Annotated in this window: 13 protein-coding genes, 1 tRNA gene and 1 other RNA gene; 5 read left to right on the top strand and 10 right to left on the bottom strand. The window is 66.4% G+C overall.

Annotated elements, in window-relative coordinates:
• Window positions 1–250: 250 nt before the first annotated feature.
• Both ACQCSX_RS07005 and ACQCSX_RS07000 read right to left on the bottom strand, forming a co-directional pair.
• Window positions 251–793 carry a DUF6318 family protein gene (locus ACQCSX_RS07005; protein ID WP_427018303.1) on the bottom strand — a complete coding sequence of 181 codons (543 nt, stop codon included), beginning with the start codon at window positions 791–793 and terminating at the stop codon, window positions 251–253.
• Window positions 794–1,057: 264 nt separating this feature from the next.
• Window positions 1,058–1,822, bottom strand: coding sequence for a YaaA family protein (locus ACQCSX_RS07000; protein WP_427018302.1), 765 nt, complete (start codon window positions 1,820–1,822; stop codon window positions 1,058–1,060).
• Between the two features lie 162 nt (window positions 1,823–1,984).
• On the opposite strand from ACQCSX_RS07000, the gene ACQCSX_RS06995 reads away from it, so the two are divergent.
• From ACQCSX_RS06995 to ACQCSX_RS06980, 4 genes are all read left to right on the top strand, one after another.
• Complete coding sequence (locus ACQCSX_RS06995) at window positions 1,985–3,451, top strand: glyceraldehyde-3-phosphate dehydrogenase (RefSeq protein WP_427018301.1); 1,467 nt, start codon at window positions 1,985–1,987, stop codon at window positions 3,449–3,451.
• A 14-nt stretch (window positions 3,452–3,465) separates the two neighbouring features.
• An RNA gene (gene rnpB, locus ACQCSX_RS06990) (RNase P RNA component class A) lies at window positions 3,466–3,844 on the top strand.
• Window positions 3,845–4,036: 192 nt separating this feature from the next.
• The gene (locus tag ACQCSX_RS06985; RefSeq protein WP_427018300.1) at window positions 4,037–4,855 is read left to right on the top strand and encodes an HNH endonuclease family protein; all 819 of its coding nucleotides are present in this window, start codon (window positions 4,037–4,039) and stop codon (window positions 4,853–4,855) included.
• Window positions 4,856–4,914: 59 nt separating this feature from the next.
• A complete protein-coding gene (locus ACQCSX_RS06980; RefSeq protein WP_427018299.1) occupies window positions 4,915–5,103 on the top strand; it encodes a hypothetical protein in 189 nt (62 codons plus the stop codon).
• 77 nt (window positions 5,104–5,180) lie between these two features.
• Here the strand turns inward: ACQCSX_RS06980 and ACQCSX_RS06975 are convergent, their stop codons facing one another.
• The 6 genes from ACQCSX_RS06975 to orn all read right to left on the bottom strand — a co-directional run bounded on the left by ACQCSX_RS06975 (window position 5,181) and on the right by orn (window position 10,518).
• Window positions 5,181–6,788 carry a peptide chain release factor 3 gene (locus ACQCSX_RS06975; RefSeq protein ID WP_427018298.1) on the bottom strand — a complete coding sequence of 536 codons (1,608 nt, stop codon included), beginning with the start codon at window positions 6,786–6,788 and terminating at the stop codon, window positions 5,181–5,183.
• A gap of 57 nt (window positions 6,789–6,845) precedes the next feature.
• Window positions 6,846–7,688 (bottom strand): acyltransferase domain-containing protein, encoded by an 843-nt coding sequence (locus tag ACQCSX_RS06970; RefSeq protein ID WP_427018297.1) that lies wholly within the window; start codon window positions 7,686–7,688, stop codon window positions 6,846–6,848.
• Window positions 7,689–7,769: 81 nt separating this feature from the next.
• The gene (def, locus tag ACQCSX_RS06965; protein ID WP_427018296.1) at window positions 7,770–8,342 is read right to left on the bottom strand and encodes a peptide deformylase; all 573 of its coding nucleotides are present in this window, start codon (window positions 8,340–8,342) and stop codon (window positions 7,770–7,772) included.
• Window positions 8,343–8,360: 18 nt separating this feature from the next.
• Window positions 8,361–9,524, bottom strand: coding sequence for an acyl-CoA dehydrogenase family protein (locus tag ACQCSX_RS06960; RefSeq protein ID WP_427018295.1), 1,164 nt, complete (start codon window positions 9,522–9,524; stop codon window positions 8,361–8,363).
• A 131-nt stretch (window positions 9,525–9,655) separates the two neighbouring features.
• Window positions 9,656–9,731: transfer RNA gene (locus ACQCSX_RS06955), tRNA-His, on the bottom strand.
• A 190-nt stretch (window positions 9,732–9,921) separates the two neighbouring features.
• Entirely contained in the window at window positions 9,922–10,518 is a 597-nt protein-coding gene (orn, locus tag ACQCSX_RS06950) for an oligoribonuclease (protein WP_427018294.1), read from the bottom strand.
• Between the two features lie 181 nt (window positions 10,519–10,699).
• On the opposite strand from orn, the gene mptB reads away from it, so the two are divergent.
• On the top strand, window positions 10,700–12,280 hold the full coding sequence (gene mptB / locus ACQCSX_RS06945; protein ID WP_427018293.1) for a polyprenol phosphomannose-dependent alpha 1,6 mannosyltransferase MptB: 1,581 nt from the start codon (window positions 10,700–10,702) through the stop codon (window positions 12,278–12,280).
• 45 nt (window positions 12,281–12,325) lie between these two features.
• On the opposite strand, the gene ACQCSX_RS06940 is transcribed toward mptB, so the two are convergent.
• Complete coding sequence (locus ACQCSX_RS06940) at window positions 12,326–13,633, bottom strand: glycosyltransferase 87 family protein (protein WP_427018292.1); 1,308 nt, start codon at window positions 13,631–13,633, stop codon at window positions 12,326–12,328.
• A complete protein-coding gene (locus ACQCSX_RS06935) occupies window positions 13,614–14,921 on the bottom strand; it encodes a glycosyltransferase 87 family protein (protein WP_427018992.1) in 1,308 nt (435 codons plus the stop codon). The genes ACQCSX_RS06940 and ACQCSX_RS06935 overlap by 20 nt, the downstream gene beginning before the upstream one ends.
• Window positions 14,922–14,972: the final 51 nt, after the last annotated feature.

Below are 14,972 nucleotides of genomic sequence, written 5' to 3'. Positions count from 1 at the left end.
CGGTCGAAAGTGCCGCCTTCGAGTTCGCAAAGCACTTCGAACTTGTAAATGTTTGGGTCGTCTTGGAGAGAGACATTCACGGTACCCCAACCGTCCGGAGCCTGGGTCCAGGATTCCAAGCCGATTCCTGTGTCGTCCCACTGACCATCGACGGGCGGATCTCCAGCAAAAGCACTGGGTATCGATAGAAAGATTCCAAATACGAGCAGGGATGTCAACCCGAGGGTCCGGGTTCTATTGGGCCATCCAATCATTTGGGCTGGCCGCTGGCATGTTCGACAACATCGGCTTTCCAATGGCCGTCAGAGTACCTGGCGACGAAAATGTCGGTAATCGGTTTCGTTGTGGGGGCAGACTTATGGATGGTGCCGTCGGCGTTGTAGTAGTCCACACCTCCCTGCTGGACAAATGCTATGGCTTGGTATGTTCCATTCGATTGGGCAACATAGTCGCTCTGCACGCGAAATACTTCCATTTTGCCCCCGACAAGCCATCGGCCTTCGGAGTGCCAGCCGGTGACGACTTCCTTGACGTTGGCACAGGTGCTGCATCCAGGGTCGGTAATCGCTTCCATCGGCGACATGTCGCCGGTCTCGTAGGCGTACGACAAGGTTTCATACCAATACTTCGAGAATTCCTCTATCCCTGCCTTGGAGAATTCGTCGGCCAGGGCGGCTTTGACGGGCACCGGAACGTTCTGGGCGGGGCCGGTGGCATCGGCGGGCTTGTAGACGGGTGCGGCTGTCGGTGTCGCGGTGCCGGAAGGAGTGGGCAAGGCGCCGGTGGAGGACATGGTCGCTGACGAGGAAGTGCTGGGTGTGCCGCCGGCCTCCGCGGGGCCGTTGCAGCCGGCCACCGGGAGGACCAGGGTGAGCGCGAAGCCAACCACCCAGGGCCATGGCGGGGTGGCGGGGCGTGCCGTGGAGGTGTTTCGAGATCGCGTGGCCATGTGATCCCCCAATGGGTCCGAGTCCGTGGTGGCTTAAAGCTAGCCCACCTGGGCCGAACCCGTCCAAGGTTTTCCACAGGGTTATTGCCCCGGCCGCCGGGAGGGCGGTCAGCCGGGCAGGATGACGTTCAGTGCATGCGGCTTGCGGGCCGTGCCCGGGACCAACTCAACGGACCAGTGCTCGCCGGCCGTGGCGGCCAACTGCTCCGGGGTGGCCGGGGCCTTGCCGCGGCGGGTGATGAGGTGGCGGGCCAGCTCTCCGCGGGTGTGCTTCGCAAAGTGGCTGACCACGGTGCGTTTGCCGTTGGCCTCGGTAAAAACGTTGACTGCCACGGTCCGCTCCGCCGGCGGCGCCCATGCCGCGGCATAGGTGGACGAACGGCAATCCACCAGCAGGTGCCCCTCGGCGTGTTCTGCCAGAGCCTGCGCCAGTTTGGGCTTCCAATAGCTGGCCAGCTTGCCCAGTCCCGGCAGGCCCACCGACATGGAGAGCCGGTAGGCAGGAATACGGTCGGCAAAGCCCAGGGCTCCCCAGAGGCCAGAGATGACGACGACGGCGTCGTCGGCCTTGCGCCGCTGGGCGGGGGTCATGCTGGCGTAACCCAGTGCGTCATAAAGGACGCCCGAATAGATCTTGTGGGCCGCAACGGCTGGTTCCGCATGCAGCCGGGTGTTGCGGGCGACGTCCTCGCTCAGCGAGGCGCCCACGCCCAGCCGGGCCAGCGCATCTTCATGCCCTGACACATGCGCCAGGGCCTCAAGGACCTCCAGCCGGGCCGGAGCCAGCTCCGGGAAGTGGAGTTCTTCCAGCGCCACCGGGGCGCCCTTGGCTGCGGGGGTTTTGCCTTCGGAGGGCGGAAGCAGAATAAGCACCCCATGAGCTTAGCGGGGCGCAGCCGGGCCGCCGTCGTCGTTCCGGGGGTGGACGGGGTGGAAATGTGAGGTCGCTCACGATGGTCCGAAACCGCGCAGAGCCACACTTAGAATTGGGGTGGGCCTAAACCGACGGTGTTTTGGGCCGGGAAAGGTATTTCAGTGACACTGACCAGCGATGCCGCTCTGGACACATGGATCCAGCGCGAGGCCATGGCAGAAGCCATGATCCCCTTGATTGGCCGGCTCTACCGCGACAACAACGTGGTAACCAGCATTCATGGCCGCCGACTTATCAACCAGTCCGTAGTAGGCCTGCTTAAGGCCCACCGCTTTGCCCGCCAGATCGACGAGGTGGAACTGCCCGTCTGCGACACCCTGCCCCTGCTGCAGAAGCTTGTCGAACTCAACCTCGGTGCCGCGTCCATCGATCTGGCCCGCCTGAGTGCGCTCTACAAAGCCAATGCCGACGGCGCCTCCCTGGAGGAGTTCCTGCGCGCCGAGCTGGTCGACGTCGTGGACAAGGGCGGTTTCGACGAGCGCACCAGCACCGACGTCGTACTCTACGGCTTTGGCCGCATCGGCCGACTGCTGGCCCGCATCCTCATTGAGCACTCCGGCGGCGGCCATGGCCTGCGTCTGCGCGCCATTGTGGTCCGCAAGGGCGGCGACATGGACCTCGTCAAGCGGGCCTCGCTGCTGCGCCGCGACTCCGTGCACGGTCCGTTCGAGGGCACCATCACGGTGGACCACGAGAACAACGTAATTCTGGCCAACGGCACCGCCATCCAGGTCATCTACTCGGACAGCCCCTCCACCATCGACTACACGGTGTACGGCATCAGCAACGCCCTGATTGTGGACAACACCGGCCGCTGGCGCGATGCCGAGGGCCTGGCCCAGCACCTGCAGAGCAAGGGCGCCGCACGCGTTCTCCTCACCGCCCCCGGCAAGGGGACGCTAAAGAACATTGTGCACGGCATCAACCACGCCACCATCGAGGACACGGACACCATTGTCACGGCTGCCTCCTGCACCACCAATGCCATCACCCCCGTGCTCAAGGCGCTCAACGACAAGTTCGGCATTGTGCACGGCCACGTGGAAACGGTGCACTCGTTCACCAACGACCAGAACCTGACGGACAACTTCCACAAGGGTGACCGCCGCGGACGCTCCGCTGCCCTGAACATGGTGCTCACCGAGACCGGCGCTGCCAAGGCCGTGGCCAAGGCACTGCCGGAGCTGGAGGGGAAGCTGACGGGCAACTCCATCCGCGTCCCCACCCCGGATGTCTCCATGGCGATCTTGAACCTGACGCTGGAGAACGGCACCACCAAGGACGAGGTCAACACCTACCTGCGCGACATGTCGTTGAATTCGCCGCTGCGCAAGCAGATCGACTACATCGACTCCCCGGAAGTTGTCTCCACCGACTTCGTGGGCTCCCGCCGTGCCGGCATCGTTGACGGTCTGGCCACGATTTCCACGGACAAGAACCTGGTGCTCTACGTCTGGTACGACAACGAGTTTGGCTACAGCTGCCAGGTGGTCCGCGTGATGGAGGAGATGGCCGGAGTCCACCCGCGCGTCTACCCGCCGTCGGCGAACCTCGTCAACGCCCGGTAGACTGGGGGACTGGATGGGGCAGCTAGGCGGCCGCGCGCCACGCAAGTGGCTCGAGGAACGTCCGGGCTCCACAGGGCAGGGTGGTGGGTAACGCCCACTCGGGGCAACCCGCAGGCTAGTGCCACAGAAAATAGACCGCCCTGGTCCGTTCGCGGTCCAGGGTAAGGGTGAAACGGTGGTGTAAGAGACCACCAGTTCCCTGGGTGACCAGGGAAGCTAGGTAAACCCCACTCGGAGCAAGGCCAGACAGGGCATGATTGAGGGCTGCTCGCCCGAGTGCCCGGGTAGGCCGCTAGAGGGCGTCGGCAACGGCGTTCGTAGATGGATGGCTGCCTCTCGCACAGGGGTAACCGTGTGCGATGACAAAACCCGGCGTATCGGCTGTCCCATCCGTCCAAACCTCCCAACTGAGGCGCAGCAACTGCTGGAAAGTTCGTACTTTTCAGCACTTGCTGCGCCTCAGTTTGTTTAACCGGCGACGGCGGCTGTGGACAGTTCCGGCACCGTGTCGGAGTGCGGCCGTAAAATCGTTCCCAGACGGCACAGCACAGACAGCGCAGCACAGCCCACGTCGATGGGAGGCCCATGGTTCGCCGCTGGTCCGGTGACGGCAGGTATGCGCACCCTGCCCCGCGACGGCGCCATCCGCTGCGCCCGCTGGTGGTTGCCGCCGTCGTGCTGGCGGTGCTGCTGGCTGTCGTCGGCGCCGGGTGGCTGTACAGCACGGGGCGGATCGGCCCCGGAGTGGAGGTTGGTCCGCCGCCGGTCCTCAGCCCTGGGGCCGGCGGACTGGGCAGCCCCGTCAACCGGATCCGGCCCGCCCAGGCCCTGGCCGTGCTGGCCATCCTGCCGGTCAAGGGCAAGGCGTCCACCAAGGACTATGACCGTGCCAAGTTTGGCGAGGCCTGGCTGGACGCGGATGGAAACGGCTGCGACACCCGCAACGACGTCCTCCGCCGGGATCTGGTGGACCTGACGCTGGTCCGCGGCTCGCTGTGCCTGGCCGCGGCCGGCACGCTCCATGATCCCTACACGGGCAAGGACATCGCCTTCTCCCGCGGGAAGGACAGCAGCGCCGCCGCCCAGATCGACCATGTGGTGGCCCTGAGCAATGCGTGGGCCACCGGCGCGGCGCAGCTGACGGATGTGCAGCGGCAAAGCCTGGCCAACGACCCGCTGAACCTGCTGGCCGTTGACGGACCCACCAACGAGGAAAAGAGCAGTTCCGACGCCGCCACGTGGCTGCCGCCGGCCAAGGGGTTCCGCTGCGCCTATGTCGCCCGGCAGATCTCGGTGAAGGCCGCGTACGGACTGTGGGTCACCGGGCCAGAGAAGGAGGCGATGGAACGGATTCTGCACGGCTGCCCCGGGCAGCTGAGCCTGGAATCGGGCTACAAACGCTGACGGATGCCGCAACGGGCGAGCCTCTGGTCAGCAGTTCCAAACAGTGCAAAGATGCCGGTATGAGTCCGATCAACTATGTAAATGCCGTCAAAATGGCGCAGGACAACCTCGACGAGGCCAACCGCCAACTGGCGAAGGCCACCACGGATTTCGCCGAGGGCAAGATCCCCGAGGCACGCCTCCTCCAGCTGCACGAGCTGAAGGACATCGCCGCCGGCGACCTCCAGCGCGTGCTGAAGGAGAACTGAGCGCCCTGCCCCGTGCTGGCAGCTGCGCCGTTCCCCCGCGGGCAACGGCGGAACTGCCGATGCCCAGCCCGGCGCTGCTAGGAGTGCTCGGTGCCGATCGGCACCAGCAACAAGTCGGGGTTGTTCTTCTCCACCCGGCGCAGCGCCCAGATGTCGTTGAACAGCGCCAGGTATTCGCCGTCGGTGCGCAGCAGGACCTCGGCCCCGTGCACATTGGCCAAGGTGGGCTCGGCCTCGGGCGTGGTGAGCCGGGCCAATGAGTACGGCAGGCGTTCCAGGCGCATGGGAGCGTTGAAGTCGTGGAACATGCGGTCCTCCACCACCTCGAACTGCATGGGGCCGACGGCGGCCAGCACCGGAGCCTGGTCGCCACGCAGATCCGAGCGCAGCACCTGGATGACGCCCTCGTGCTCGAGCTGGTCGATGCCGCGGCGGAACTGCTTGTAGCGGCTGGGGTCCTTGGACCGGGCCACCTGGAAGTGCTCGGGGGCAAAGAGCGGGATGGCGGGGAACTCGACCGGGGACTCCAGGAACAGGGAATCGCCCACGCGCAGCGCCGAGGCATTGACCAGGCCGACGACGTCGCCGGGGAAGGCCTCGTCGATCACCTCACGCTCGCGGCCGAAGACCTGCTGGGCGTACTTGGTGGCGAAGGATTTGCCGGTGCGGCCCTGGGTGACGACCATGCCGCGCTCAAAGACGCCGGAGCAAACGCGGATGAAGGCCACGTGGTCGCGGTGGGCCGCGTTCATGCCGGCCTGGACCTTGAAGACAAAGCCGGAGAACGGGGCCTCGACGGCGCGCTTGCCGCCGTCGACGTCGGGGCGGGCGGCGGCCGGCGGGGCGTAGTCCACCAGTGCGTCCAGCAGTTCCTTCACGCCGAAGTTCAGCGCGGCGGAGGAGAAGAGGATGGGGGTGGCCTTGCCGGCGTAGAACGCCTCAAGGTCGAAGTCGTCCACGGAGTCCAGCACCAGGCCGGCCTCGTCCACGGCCTCGGTCCAGACATCGCCCAGGTTCTCGGCGGCCTGGTCCGGGGTGAAGTATTCGGTCAGCGCGATCTGGGCGCCGGCGTTGTTGCGCTGGAACTGCACAAAGCGGTCCTGCTTGAGGTCCCAGACGCCGCGGAAATCGCCCGCAATGCCCACGGCCCAGGTCAGCGGCATCGGCAGCAGGCCGGTGCGCTCGGTGATCTCGTCCATCAGGGCCAGGGCGTCCAGGCCGGGGCGGTCCCACTTGTTGATGACGGTGATGATCGGCAGCCCGCGCTGGCGGCAGACCTCGAACAGCTTCATGGTCTGCGTTTCCAGGCCCTTGGCGGCATCGATGAGCATCACGGCGCAGTCGACGGCGGCCAGCACGCGGTAGGTGTCCTCGGAGAAGTCCGCGTGGCCGGGGGTGTCCAGCAGGTTGATCACGGCATCGCGGTAGGAGAACTGCAGGGCGGCGGAGCTGATGGAGATGCCGCGGTCCTTTTCCATCTGCTGCCAGTCCGAGACCGTCTCGCGGCGGTTGGACTTGCCGTTGGTGGCGCCGGCGGTGCCAATCACCTTCGCGTGCAGGGCCAGGGCCTCGGTCAGCGTGGACTTTCCGGCGTCGGGGTGGCTAATGACGGCAAAGGTGCGCCGACGCGCGGCCTGCCCAGTGATCTGGTTGGCGCGGGCGGGGGAGAGGGTCTGCTCGGACACGCTGCTTCTTTCGCTGGGTTCATTGCCGTGCCACACAATGGCACCAAAGCTTCAATTTTAGCGCAGTGCCAGAAAACCAAAACCGAGCTGCCAGCTTCCGCCGTCGTCGATCCGCTCCAGCACCGTCCGCTGGAGCCCGGTGTCGCGGGGGAGCGCGGCCAGATTGTCCATGCTCCGCGTGCGGAAGGTGAAGTAGACGGCATCCGTGGGCTCCTCGCGCGGGGTGCCGTACGGGGTGAACAGTGCGGCGAAGCGTGCGATGTTGCTGGCCGGATCCAGCCGGGGCGCCAGATACGGGTCCAGCAGCCAGGATTCGCAATTGGCCACGCGCACGGGCTGGTCCGGGAAGTGCGCGGCAAAGAAGGGGCGGACCTGGGCCAGGGAATCGGCGACGGCGTCGGCCCCCAGTCCGCCGTCCTCCGGGATATGGACCCCGGCAATCCATTCGCCGGGGCCGACTCCGGGAATGGCATGGGTGGGCTGGTGGATCAGGTACTGCAGGCGGCCCAGCTGGAAAAGCTGCCCGGCGTAGTGGTGGCGCAGCCAACCATAGGTGTCCAGGCCGAAGCTGCCGTGGACGCGGCGGCTGATGGCCATGTTCCGGCCCAGGTCCGCCAGCGTGGCCGCGCTGGTGGCGGCGTCGATGCCCCGGGCCGCATGCCAGGTGCGCAGCAAGGGCGTGAAGCGCAGGTAGGCGGAGATCCAGTCGGACTGGGAGGCGCCCAGGGCCGGCAGGGAATCCTCCGCGCTGCCCAGCCGTGCGGCCAGGAAGGCCAGCACGGCCTCGGTGCCCTCGCTGGCCGGGGCCGCCAGCAGCGCCGCCGCCTGCGCCCGGTCCCCGGGCGCAATGCCCGTGATGTCCAGCAGGGCGGCGGTGTCCAGCGCGGCGGTTTCAGTCATGCCGCCAGCCTACCGAATCGGGACGGCCGCGCGGTGCTATCGGGACGGCGGCCCGGTGGCACCGCGGGCCCAGCGGAGTGGCTAGTGGCCGAAGGGGTCCGGGTCCACGCCCGGCAGCCAGGTCAACCCGGAGACGCCCCAGCCGTTGCGCTTGACGGTCTTCTGGGCCTTGCGGCCATAGCGGTTGTTCAACCGGTCCACGTACAGCTTGCCGTCCAGGTGGTCGTACTCGTGCTGCATGCAGCGGGCAAACCAGCCGGTGGCCTCAAAATCCAGTGCGTTGCCGTCCGCGTCGAAGCCGCGCACGCGGACCCACTCGGCACGCTTGAGCGGGAAGCCCTCGCCGGGCACCGACAGGCAGCCCTCCTCTTCCTCCTCCGGATCGGGATCCTTGCCGGAGACCTTGCCGAGGGTCAGCGAGGGGTTGACCAGCACGCCGCGGTCGGGAACGCCGTCGTCGTTCTCCATCTGGTAGGTGAAGATGCGCAGGCCGACGCCGATCTGCGGGGCGGCCAGGCCGACGCCGTGGGCGGCGTCCATGGTCTCGAACATGTCCGCGACCAGGGACTTCAGCTCGGCGTCGAAGGCCGTGACTTCCTCGGCGCGGCGGTGCAGGACGGGCTCGCCCAAGATGGTGACGGGGTGGATGGTCATGAAAGGAATTCCTTGAAGCTAGAGGGCGATCTCGCGGCCGATGACGTCGCGCATGATCTCGTTGGTGCCGCCGAAGATGGTCAGCAGACGGGAAGCCAGGAAGGCCTGGGCCACGGGATACTCCAGAATGTAGCCGTAGCCGCCGTGCAGCTGCAGGCAGCGGTCAGTGATGGACTTGACCCGCTCGCTGGCCCAGAGCTTGGCGCGGGCGGCGTCGGTGGCCGTGAGCGTGCCCTCGTTGAAGGCCCGGATGGCGTTGTCCACATAGGCCTCGGTGACCTCCACCTCGGTGAGGATGTCGGCCAGCTCAAAGCGGCTGTTCTGGAAATCGATGACCCGCTCGCCAAAGGCGTTGCGGTCCTTGATGTACTGCACGGTCTCGTTGTAGACGGCGCGGGCGACGGCGGAGGAGGCGACGGCGATGGCCAGCCGGCCCTGCGGCAGCTGGCCGGCGGCATATTCCAACCCGCGGCCGAGCTCGCCCACCAGATTGGTGCCGGGGACGCGGACGTTGTCGAAGAAGAGCTCGGCGGTGTCGGAGGCCTTCAGGCCCATCTTGTCCAGCTGCTTGCCGGTGCTGTAGCCCTCGGTCTTCTCCACCATGAACAGCGAGAAGGAATCCTTGGCCCCGCGGCCGGTGCCGCCGTCCGTGCGGGCCAGCACTAGGGCGCCGTCGCCGGAGATGCCGTTGCCGATGAACGTCTTCTGGCCCGTGACCAGCCAGTCGTCCGAGCCATCCGCGGCGCGGACGGCCTTGGTGCGGATGCCGCGCAGGTCCGAGCCGGCGCCGGGCTCGGTCATGGCGATGGAGGTGACCTTTTCGCCGGAGACCATGCCGGGCAGCCAGGCGGCCTTGAGGTCCTCGGAGCCGTAGGCCAGCAGGTGGGGGAGCACCATGTCGTCGTGCAGGTGGAAGGCCAGCGCCACGGCCAGGTGGTTGCTCTTGGCGAATTCCTCGTCCAGCACGGCGCGGAGCCGGTAGTCGGCCATGCCCATGCCACCGAACTCCTCCGGCACGGCCAGGCCCAGCAGGCCCTGCTCGCCGGCGGCGGACCACATGGACCGCGGCATGATGTGCGCGTCGTCCCAGCCGGCGTAGTGGGGGGCGATTTCGCGGCTGTTGAATTCGGCCGCAACCTCGCGGAACAGTTCATGGTCTTCGTCAAAAAGATTGCGCTTCATAGTGGCTGCTCCTCATGATCCGTCTGGACTGCTCTGAAAGGGTCGGCTGGACATGCAAAAGGCCGCACCGGATAATTCCAGCGCGGCCTTTGCGTGTCCGGCGCGCTCTTGCGAGTCTTGCCATCCAACCTTGGGGTGAGATACGGGGGTTGAACCCGCGACCTCCTGGACCACAACCAGGCGCTCTGCCAACTGAGCTAATCCCACCAAGCGTTTTCTTTTCCCCGGCGTTTCTTCCTTGGAAAAGGCAACGGAGAAAAGCTTACCCGATGTTTTGGGGTGCTTGTGACACTTTGGCTCCGGCGGTGCCGTTCAGTGCCCGCATTGAGGCCCGACGGCGGCCGCCAGACCCCTGGAAAACCGCGCCATTGTGCGGATTCCAGGGTTCGGACGCATCCTAAAATTTCTTTGCAATCAATTTTGCGGTGGCCGAATCGGGGCCCGGAGCGGGTACAAAGACGGCCTCCCGGTAGTACTTGAGCTCATTGATCGAATCCTGGATGTCGCCCAGGGCGCGGTGGCCGCCATGTTTGGGCGGCGACTGGAAGTAGGCGCGGGCGTACCAGCGGCGGGAGAGCTCCTTGATGGTGGAGACATCTATCACACGGTAGTGCAGGTGCTCCACGATGGAGGGCATGTCGCGGGCCAGGAACATCCGGTCCGTACCCACGGAGTTTCCGGCCAGCGGGGCCTTCTTCGGGTCCGGCACATGCTCCTGGATGTAGGCCAGCACCTTGGCCTCGGCCTCCTCCATGGTGATGCCGTGCGGGAGCTCGTCCAGCAGCTTGGAGGTGGTGTGCATGTCGCGCACAAAGTCGTTCATCTGCGCCAGCGCACCGGCATCGGGCTTGATGACCACGTCCACGCCGTCGCCCAGAATGTTCAGTTCCGAGTCCGTCACCAGGGCCGCCACCTCGATCAGGGCGTCGTTCTCCAGATCGAGTCCGGTCATCTCGCAGTCGATCCATACAATGCGTTCGTTAGATATAGGCACCCGTCAAATGTACCGCCACCGGCGCCGTGAGACGGGGATAACACCGCGTAATCACGGGCTTGCGCCAAGGTGCGGCTGCTAAAATGACGACGTCGTTGAACCGCCCGCTGGGCCTGTTCCGGCATTGCTGCACCGACGTACCAAAGGGACTCTTACAATCATGACGGCAGGCGGTTCACGCATGGGCACGTCCGAAGACCAAGGGCGGGCGGAGGCCCCCTCTGCCCGTCCAGAGGCGAGCCCAGGCACCACCCTTGCCCTCGACGCACCGGCGGGTGGGCAGGCCCCCAAGGCATGGATCGCCATCGTCCAGGGGTTCCTTGGCTCGCTGATGATGTTGGCCGGGTCCATTGGTGCCGGCTGGATTGCCAACGGATCCCCGATGGTCCGGCACTGGCTGGTCATCGCCTTGCGCACCGAGGGCTGGGGTGTCACCACGTCCACCGTGCTGCTCACCGTGGGCGCGATGCTGCTGGTGAGGTCCTGGCTGCGGCTGGGGCAGCGCTTGAAGGACTGGGGCCCCGGATCCCTGCGCTCGGTGGTCATCGCCGTCACGGCGTGGGCGCTGCCCATGGTGTTCGCCGTCCCCATCTTCTCCCGCGACGTCTATGCCTACACCGGGCAGGGCCGCCTCGTGCTGGAGGGCCAGAACCCGTACACCACGGGCATCAGCTCGCTGAGCAATTGGTTCTCGCTGGGGGCCGATCCCACCTGGGCCGAGGCCAAGACGCCGTATGGGCCCTACTTCCTGTGGCTGGCGCGCGCCGTGGTTTCCATCACCGGTGCGCAGCCGGACTTTTCGGTGCTGTTGTTCCGGATCCTGGCCGGCGTCGGCGTCGTGCTGTGCGTTCTCTACATCCCGAAGCTGGCCGAGCTGCATGGGCTCAGCGGCGCGCGGGCGCTGTGGATCGCCGTGGCCAATCCGCTGTTCCTGATCAGCTTTGTCGCCAGCGCGCACAACGATGGCCTCATGGTGGGACTGGCCGTGGCCGGCGTCTACTTCGCCGCCACCGGGCGGCACCTGACCGGCATCCTGCTGGTCACGGCATCCATTGGGATCAAGCCGATCACCGTCATCCTGCTGCCCTTTGTCGGCCTGATGTGGGCCGGGCCCACGGCCACGCTGGCGCGCAAGGTCCTGTTCTGGGCGGCGACGGCGGCCATCAGCTTCGGCGTGCTGGCGCTGAGCGGCATTCCGTACAATCTGGGCTTTGGCTGGATCTGGGCCATCCTGGACCCCACGCCGGGCTACACCGGCTACTCGCCGTCGGGCTTCCTGGGCCAACAGGTGGAAAGCCTGGCCAACATGATTGGCCTGCCCGGTGGATCGCTGGCCGACGGCCTGCGCACCGGGATGAAGTGGGCCGGCATGGCCCTGGTTTTGCTGCTGATGTTCCGCGGGGACTACTGGCGCGTGGTGCGGCGGATGGCCCTGGCCTTTGCCGCCGTCGTGATGCTGGCGCCCATCATCCAGCCCTGGTACATCCTCTGGTTCATCCCGTTCCTGGCCGCGACAGGCATCCGCAGCGACTGGCAGATCAAGTCGCTCTACATCGCCATCACGTTCTTTGTGGTGTTTGGCGCCCAGGACCAGCTGTCCGTGTGGTCCTTCGTGCAGCTCAATGTCCAGGTGTCCTCGCTGGCCTATGTGGTGGCGCTGGCCTTCACGTTCTACCTGCTGGCCTTGGACGTGCACACCCGCAAGCTGCTGGTCCAGGGCAAGCCCAGCGAATGGTTCAAGCGCAAGGCCCCCTGGCAGTAGCTCCGCCCGCGGGTAGAGCTTGTCGCGACCCGCGCCGGGTGCTGCCTAGGCGGTTCCGGCGAGCGTCGCTGCCTTGGACTTGCGGCCCAGCTCCACGGTGCGCTTGATGGACCACCACAGCAGCACCACCAGCAGCACATTGCGCGTGGTCAGCACGGCAGCCATGACCGGGTTGGCATGGATCAGCGGCGTGTAGAACAGCGGATAGATCACGAACGTAGTCATGGCGATGCCCATCAGCAGCGCCGAGGGCACCTTCCACCGGTTCCAGTCATGCGCCAGGCCGGCCACCACCACAGGGGCCAGCCAGATGATGAACTGCGGGGAGCCCACCTTGTTGAACACCACGAACGCGGTGGTCATCAGCAGAGTGCCCTCGAGGAAGAGCTCCTCGCGCTCGGCACCGCGGCGCAGCGCCCAGATCAACAGGGCCGCGCCCACCGCCGCGGCCAGCACCAGCAGCGGCTGCATCAGGAAGGCCGCCACCGACGCGCCGGGGCCGTAGACCTCGGTGGAGTTGATGGCCACGTTGTCGGCAATCTTGGACCCGCCGATGTTGAACACGCTCAGCCACACCCAGGGCGTGGAGAAGGTGGCTTCCAGCTGCATGCCGCGCTCGCCCTGGTTGGTGAGGAAGTCCAGGATGTGGCTGAAGCCGCCCGAGAGCCAGGTGCCCACGGCGACGACGGCGGTCACGGCGGCGCCGGTGGCCACCACCGCCAGGCGCTGGCGGCTGGCGATGACAATTGGCGCCAGCACGGCGGCGGGCCACACCTTGATCCAGGTGGCGATGCTCAGCAGCACCGCCGCCACCACCGGGCGCTCGGCCGCGTAGAGCAGGGCGACGAGCACGATGGGGGCGGTGATGCCCTCCACCCGGGCGAAGCTCAGGTAGCCCATGAAGACGGTGAAGAACAGCCACCACCAGGCCGGGGCGATGCCGCGGGTGCGGCGCGCACCGCGCGTCAGGAACGCCAGGCCCGAGGCGTTCAGGGCGGTGATGGCCAGCGTCCAGACCAGCAGGTAGGCACCGGGGCCGGCGATGTTGGCCAGGAAGATGGGGATCTGCGCCAGGACGGGATAGACCCAGGGACTGATCTTGCCGTCCAGATCCGTCGGGTTGTAGCCGTCCATGGCCCACTGCCGGTACTGCTCCGTGTCGGAGAAGGTGTTGCCGTGCAGGAAGAAGGAGGCCATCCAGCCCAGAAAGTACAGATGGACGGCGGCAAAGCCCCACCAGACACTGGCGGGCCGGGCAAACCAGGCGATGGCGGCCGGCGGCAGGAGGGTGGCGCGCAGCCGGAGCAGGCGGGCGAAGAAGGAAGCGGAAATCTCAGGACTCCTTGAGAGCAACGTGCGCCGCGGGCTCGCGCTTGCCCAGCAGGTACAGCCGGCGCATGGACCAGGCGAACAGCACCACCAGGAGCACATTGCGGATGGTCAGCACCCCGGCCATGAGCGGGTTGTTGTGGCTGAGTGCATCGTAGAAGAGCGGGTAGATGAAGTATGTCGCGACGGCGATGGCGATGAGCATGGTGGCCGGCACGCGCCATTCCTTGAAGTTGTGGGCCAGACCCACGGCGACGGCGGGGGCAAGCCACACCATGAACTGCGGGGAGCCCACCTTGTTGAACACCACAAAGGCGGTGGCCATGGTCAGGGAACCGGCCAGCAGCAGTTCGGTGCGGTCAACGCCGGCGCTGCGGCCACCGTTGTGCAGGGCCCGGAAGGTCATGGCGGCGACCACCAGGGCGGCCAGCACCAGCAGGGGCTGCATCAGCCAGGCCATGAACGCCGTCCCCGGACCGTCCACCTGCATGGAGTTGATGCCCGTGTTCATGTACATGTGCGATTCGCCAAGGTGCAGTACGGAGAGCCACAGCCACGGCGTGGTGAACGTGGCCTCCAGCTGCATCCCGCGGTCGCCCTGTTGGGTGAGGAAGTTCAGCAGCTTGGGCACCGCGCCCATGCCGGCGGCCAGTGCCACGACAAAGGCGGTGGCCACCACGCCGGCGAGGACCACCTGGACGCGGTTCTTGACCACTGTGAACAGGGACAGCAGAACGGCGGCCGGCCAGACCTTCATCCAGGTGCCGATGGCCAGCAGCAGGGCGGCGAGAAAGGGCTGTGCCACGCCGAAGGCCAGCGCGATCAGCACCAGCGGGGCCGTGAACCCGTCCACCCGGGCAAAGCCGAGCCAGCCCATGAGGAGGACAAACACCAGCCACCACCAGGCGGCACGGATGCTGTGCTGGTGCCGGCCCCAATTGGTCAGCTTGCCGATGGCCAGGCCGTCCAAAATGGTGATCATCAACACCCAGAGGAAGAAGAACGGGCCAGGTCCCGCGAGTCCTGCGACGGCCATGGGTATCAATGCCAGGATCGGGTAGACCCACGGGCTGGGGCCGCCGCTGAGGTTCTCGTCGTGGAAGCCAGCCATCGTCCACTCGCGGTAGATGAAGGTGTCGCTGAAGGCCTCCCCGCGCAGCGAGAGGACCGCCGCGAGCACCAGGAACACCAGGTGGACCACAATGAATCCCCAGAGCAGGCCCCGGCGGGAGTTCAGGGCGTGCTCAACCCGGGACGGGAGGATCCGGTGCCGGAACCGGGTGAGCGCGCTGAAGAATGAGTCCGTGGAAATGGGAGGATCCTTGTCAGATAGATTGCAGTCGCGGGGTTTCCCGGGGCATGC

This window comes from Pseudarthrobacter sp. P1, assembly GCF_050156935.1.
Lineage (GTDB): Bacteria > Actinomycetota > Actinomycetes > Actinomycetales > Micrococcaceae > Specibacter.
This window is presented reverse-complemented; position numbering and strand designations above follow the sequence as displayed.

Bases quoted from the DNA above. Each gene is read 5' to 3' on its own strand.
- ACQCSX_RS07005 (WP_427018303.1), bottom strand. From the start codon at position 793: ATGTCCTCCACCGGCGCCTTGCCCACTCCTTCCGGCACCGCGACACCG.
- ACQCSX_RS06985 (WP_427018300.1), top strand. From the start codon at position 4,037: ATGGTTCGCCGCTGGTCCGGTGACGGCAGGTATGCGCACCCTGCCCCG.
- ACQCSX_RS06980 (WP_427018299.1), top strand. From the start codon at position 4,915: ATGAGTCCGATCAACTATGTAAATGCCGTCAAAATGGCGCAGGACAAC.
- ACQCSX_RS06970 (WP_427018297.1), bottom strand. From the start codon at position 7,688: ATGACTGAAACCGCCGCGCTGGACACCGCCGCCCTGCTGGACATCACG.
- def (WP_427018296.1), bottom strand. From the start codon at position 8,342: ATGACCATCCACCCCGTCACCATCTTGGGCGAGCCCGTCCTGCACCGC.
- ACQCSX_RS06960 (WP_427018295.1), bottom strand. From the start codon at position 9,524: ATGAAGCGCAATCTTTTTGACGAAGACCATGAACTGTTCCGCGAGGTT.
- mptB (WP_427018293.1), top strand. From the start codon at position 10,700: ATGGGCACGTCCGAAGACCAAGGGCGGGCGGAGGCCCCCTCTGCCCGT.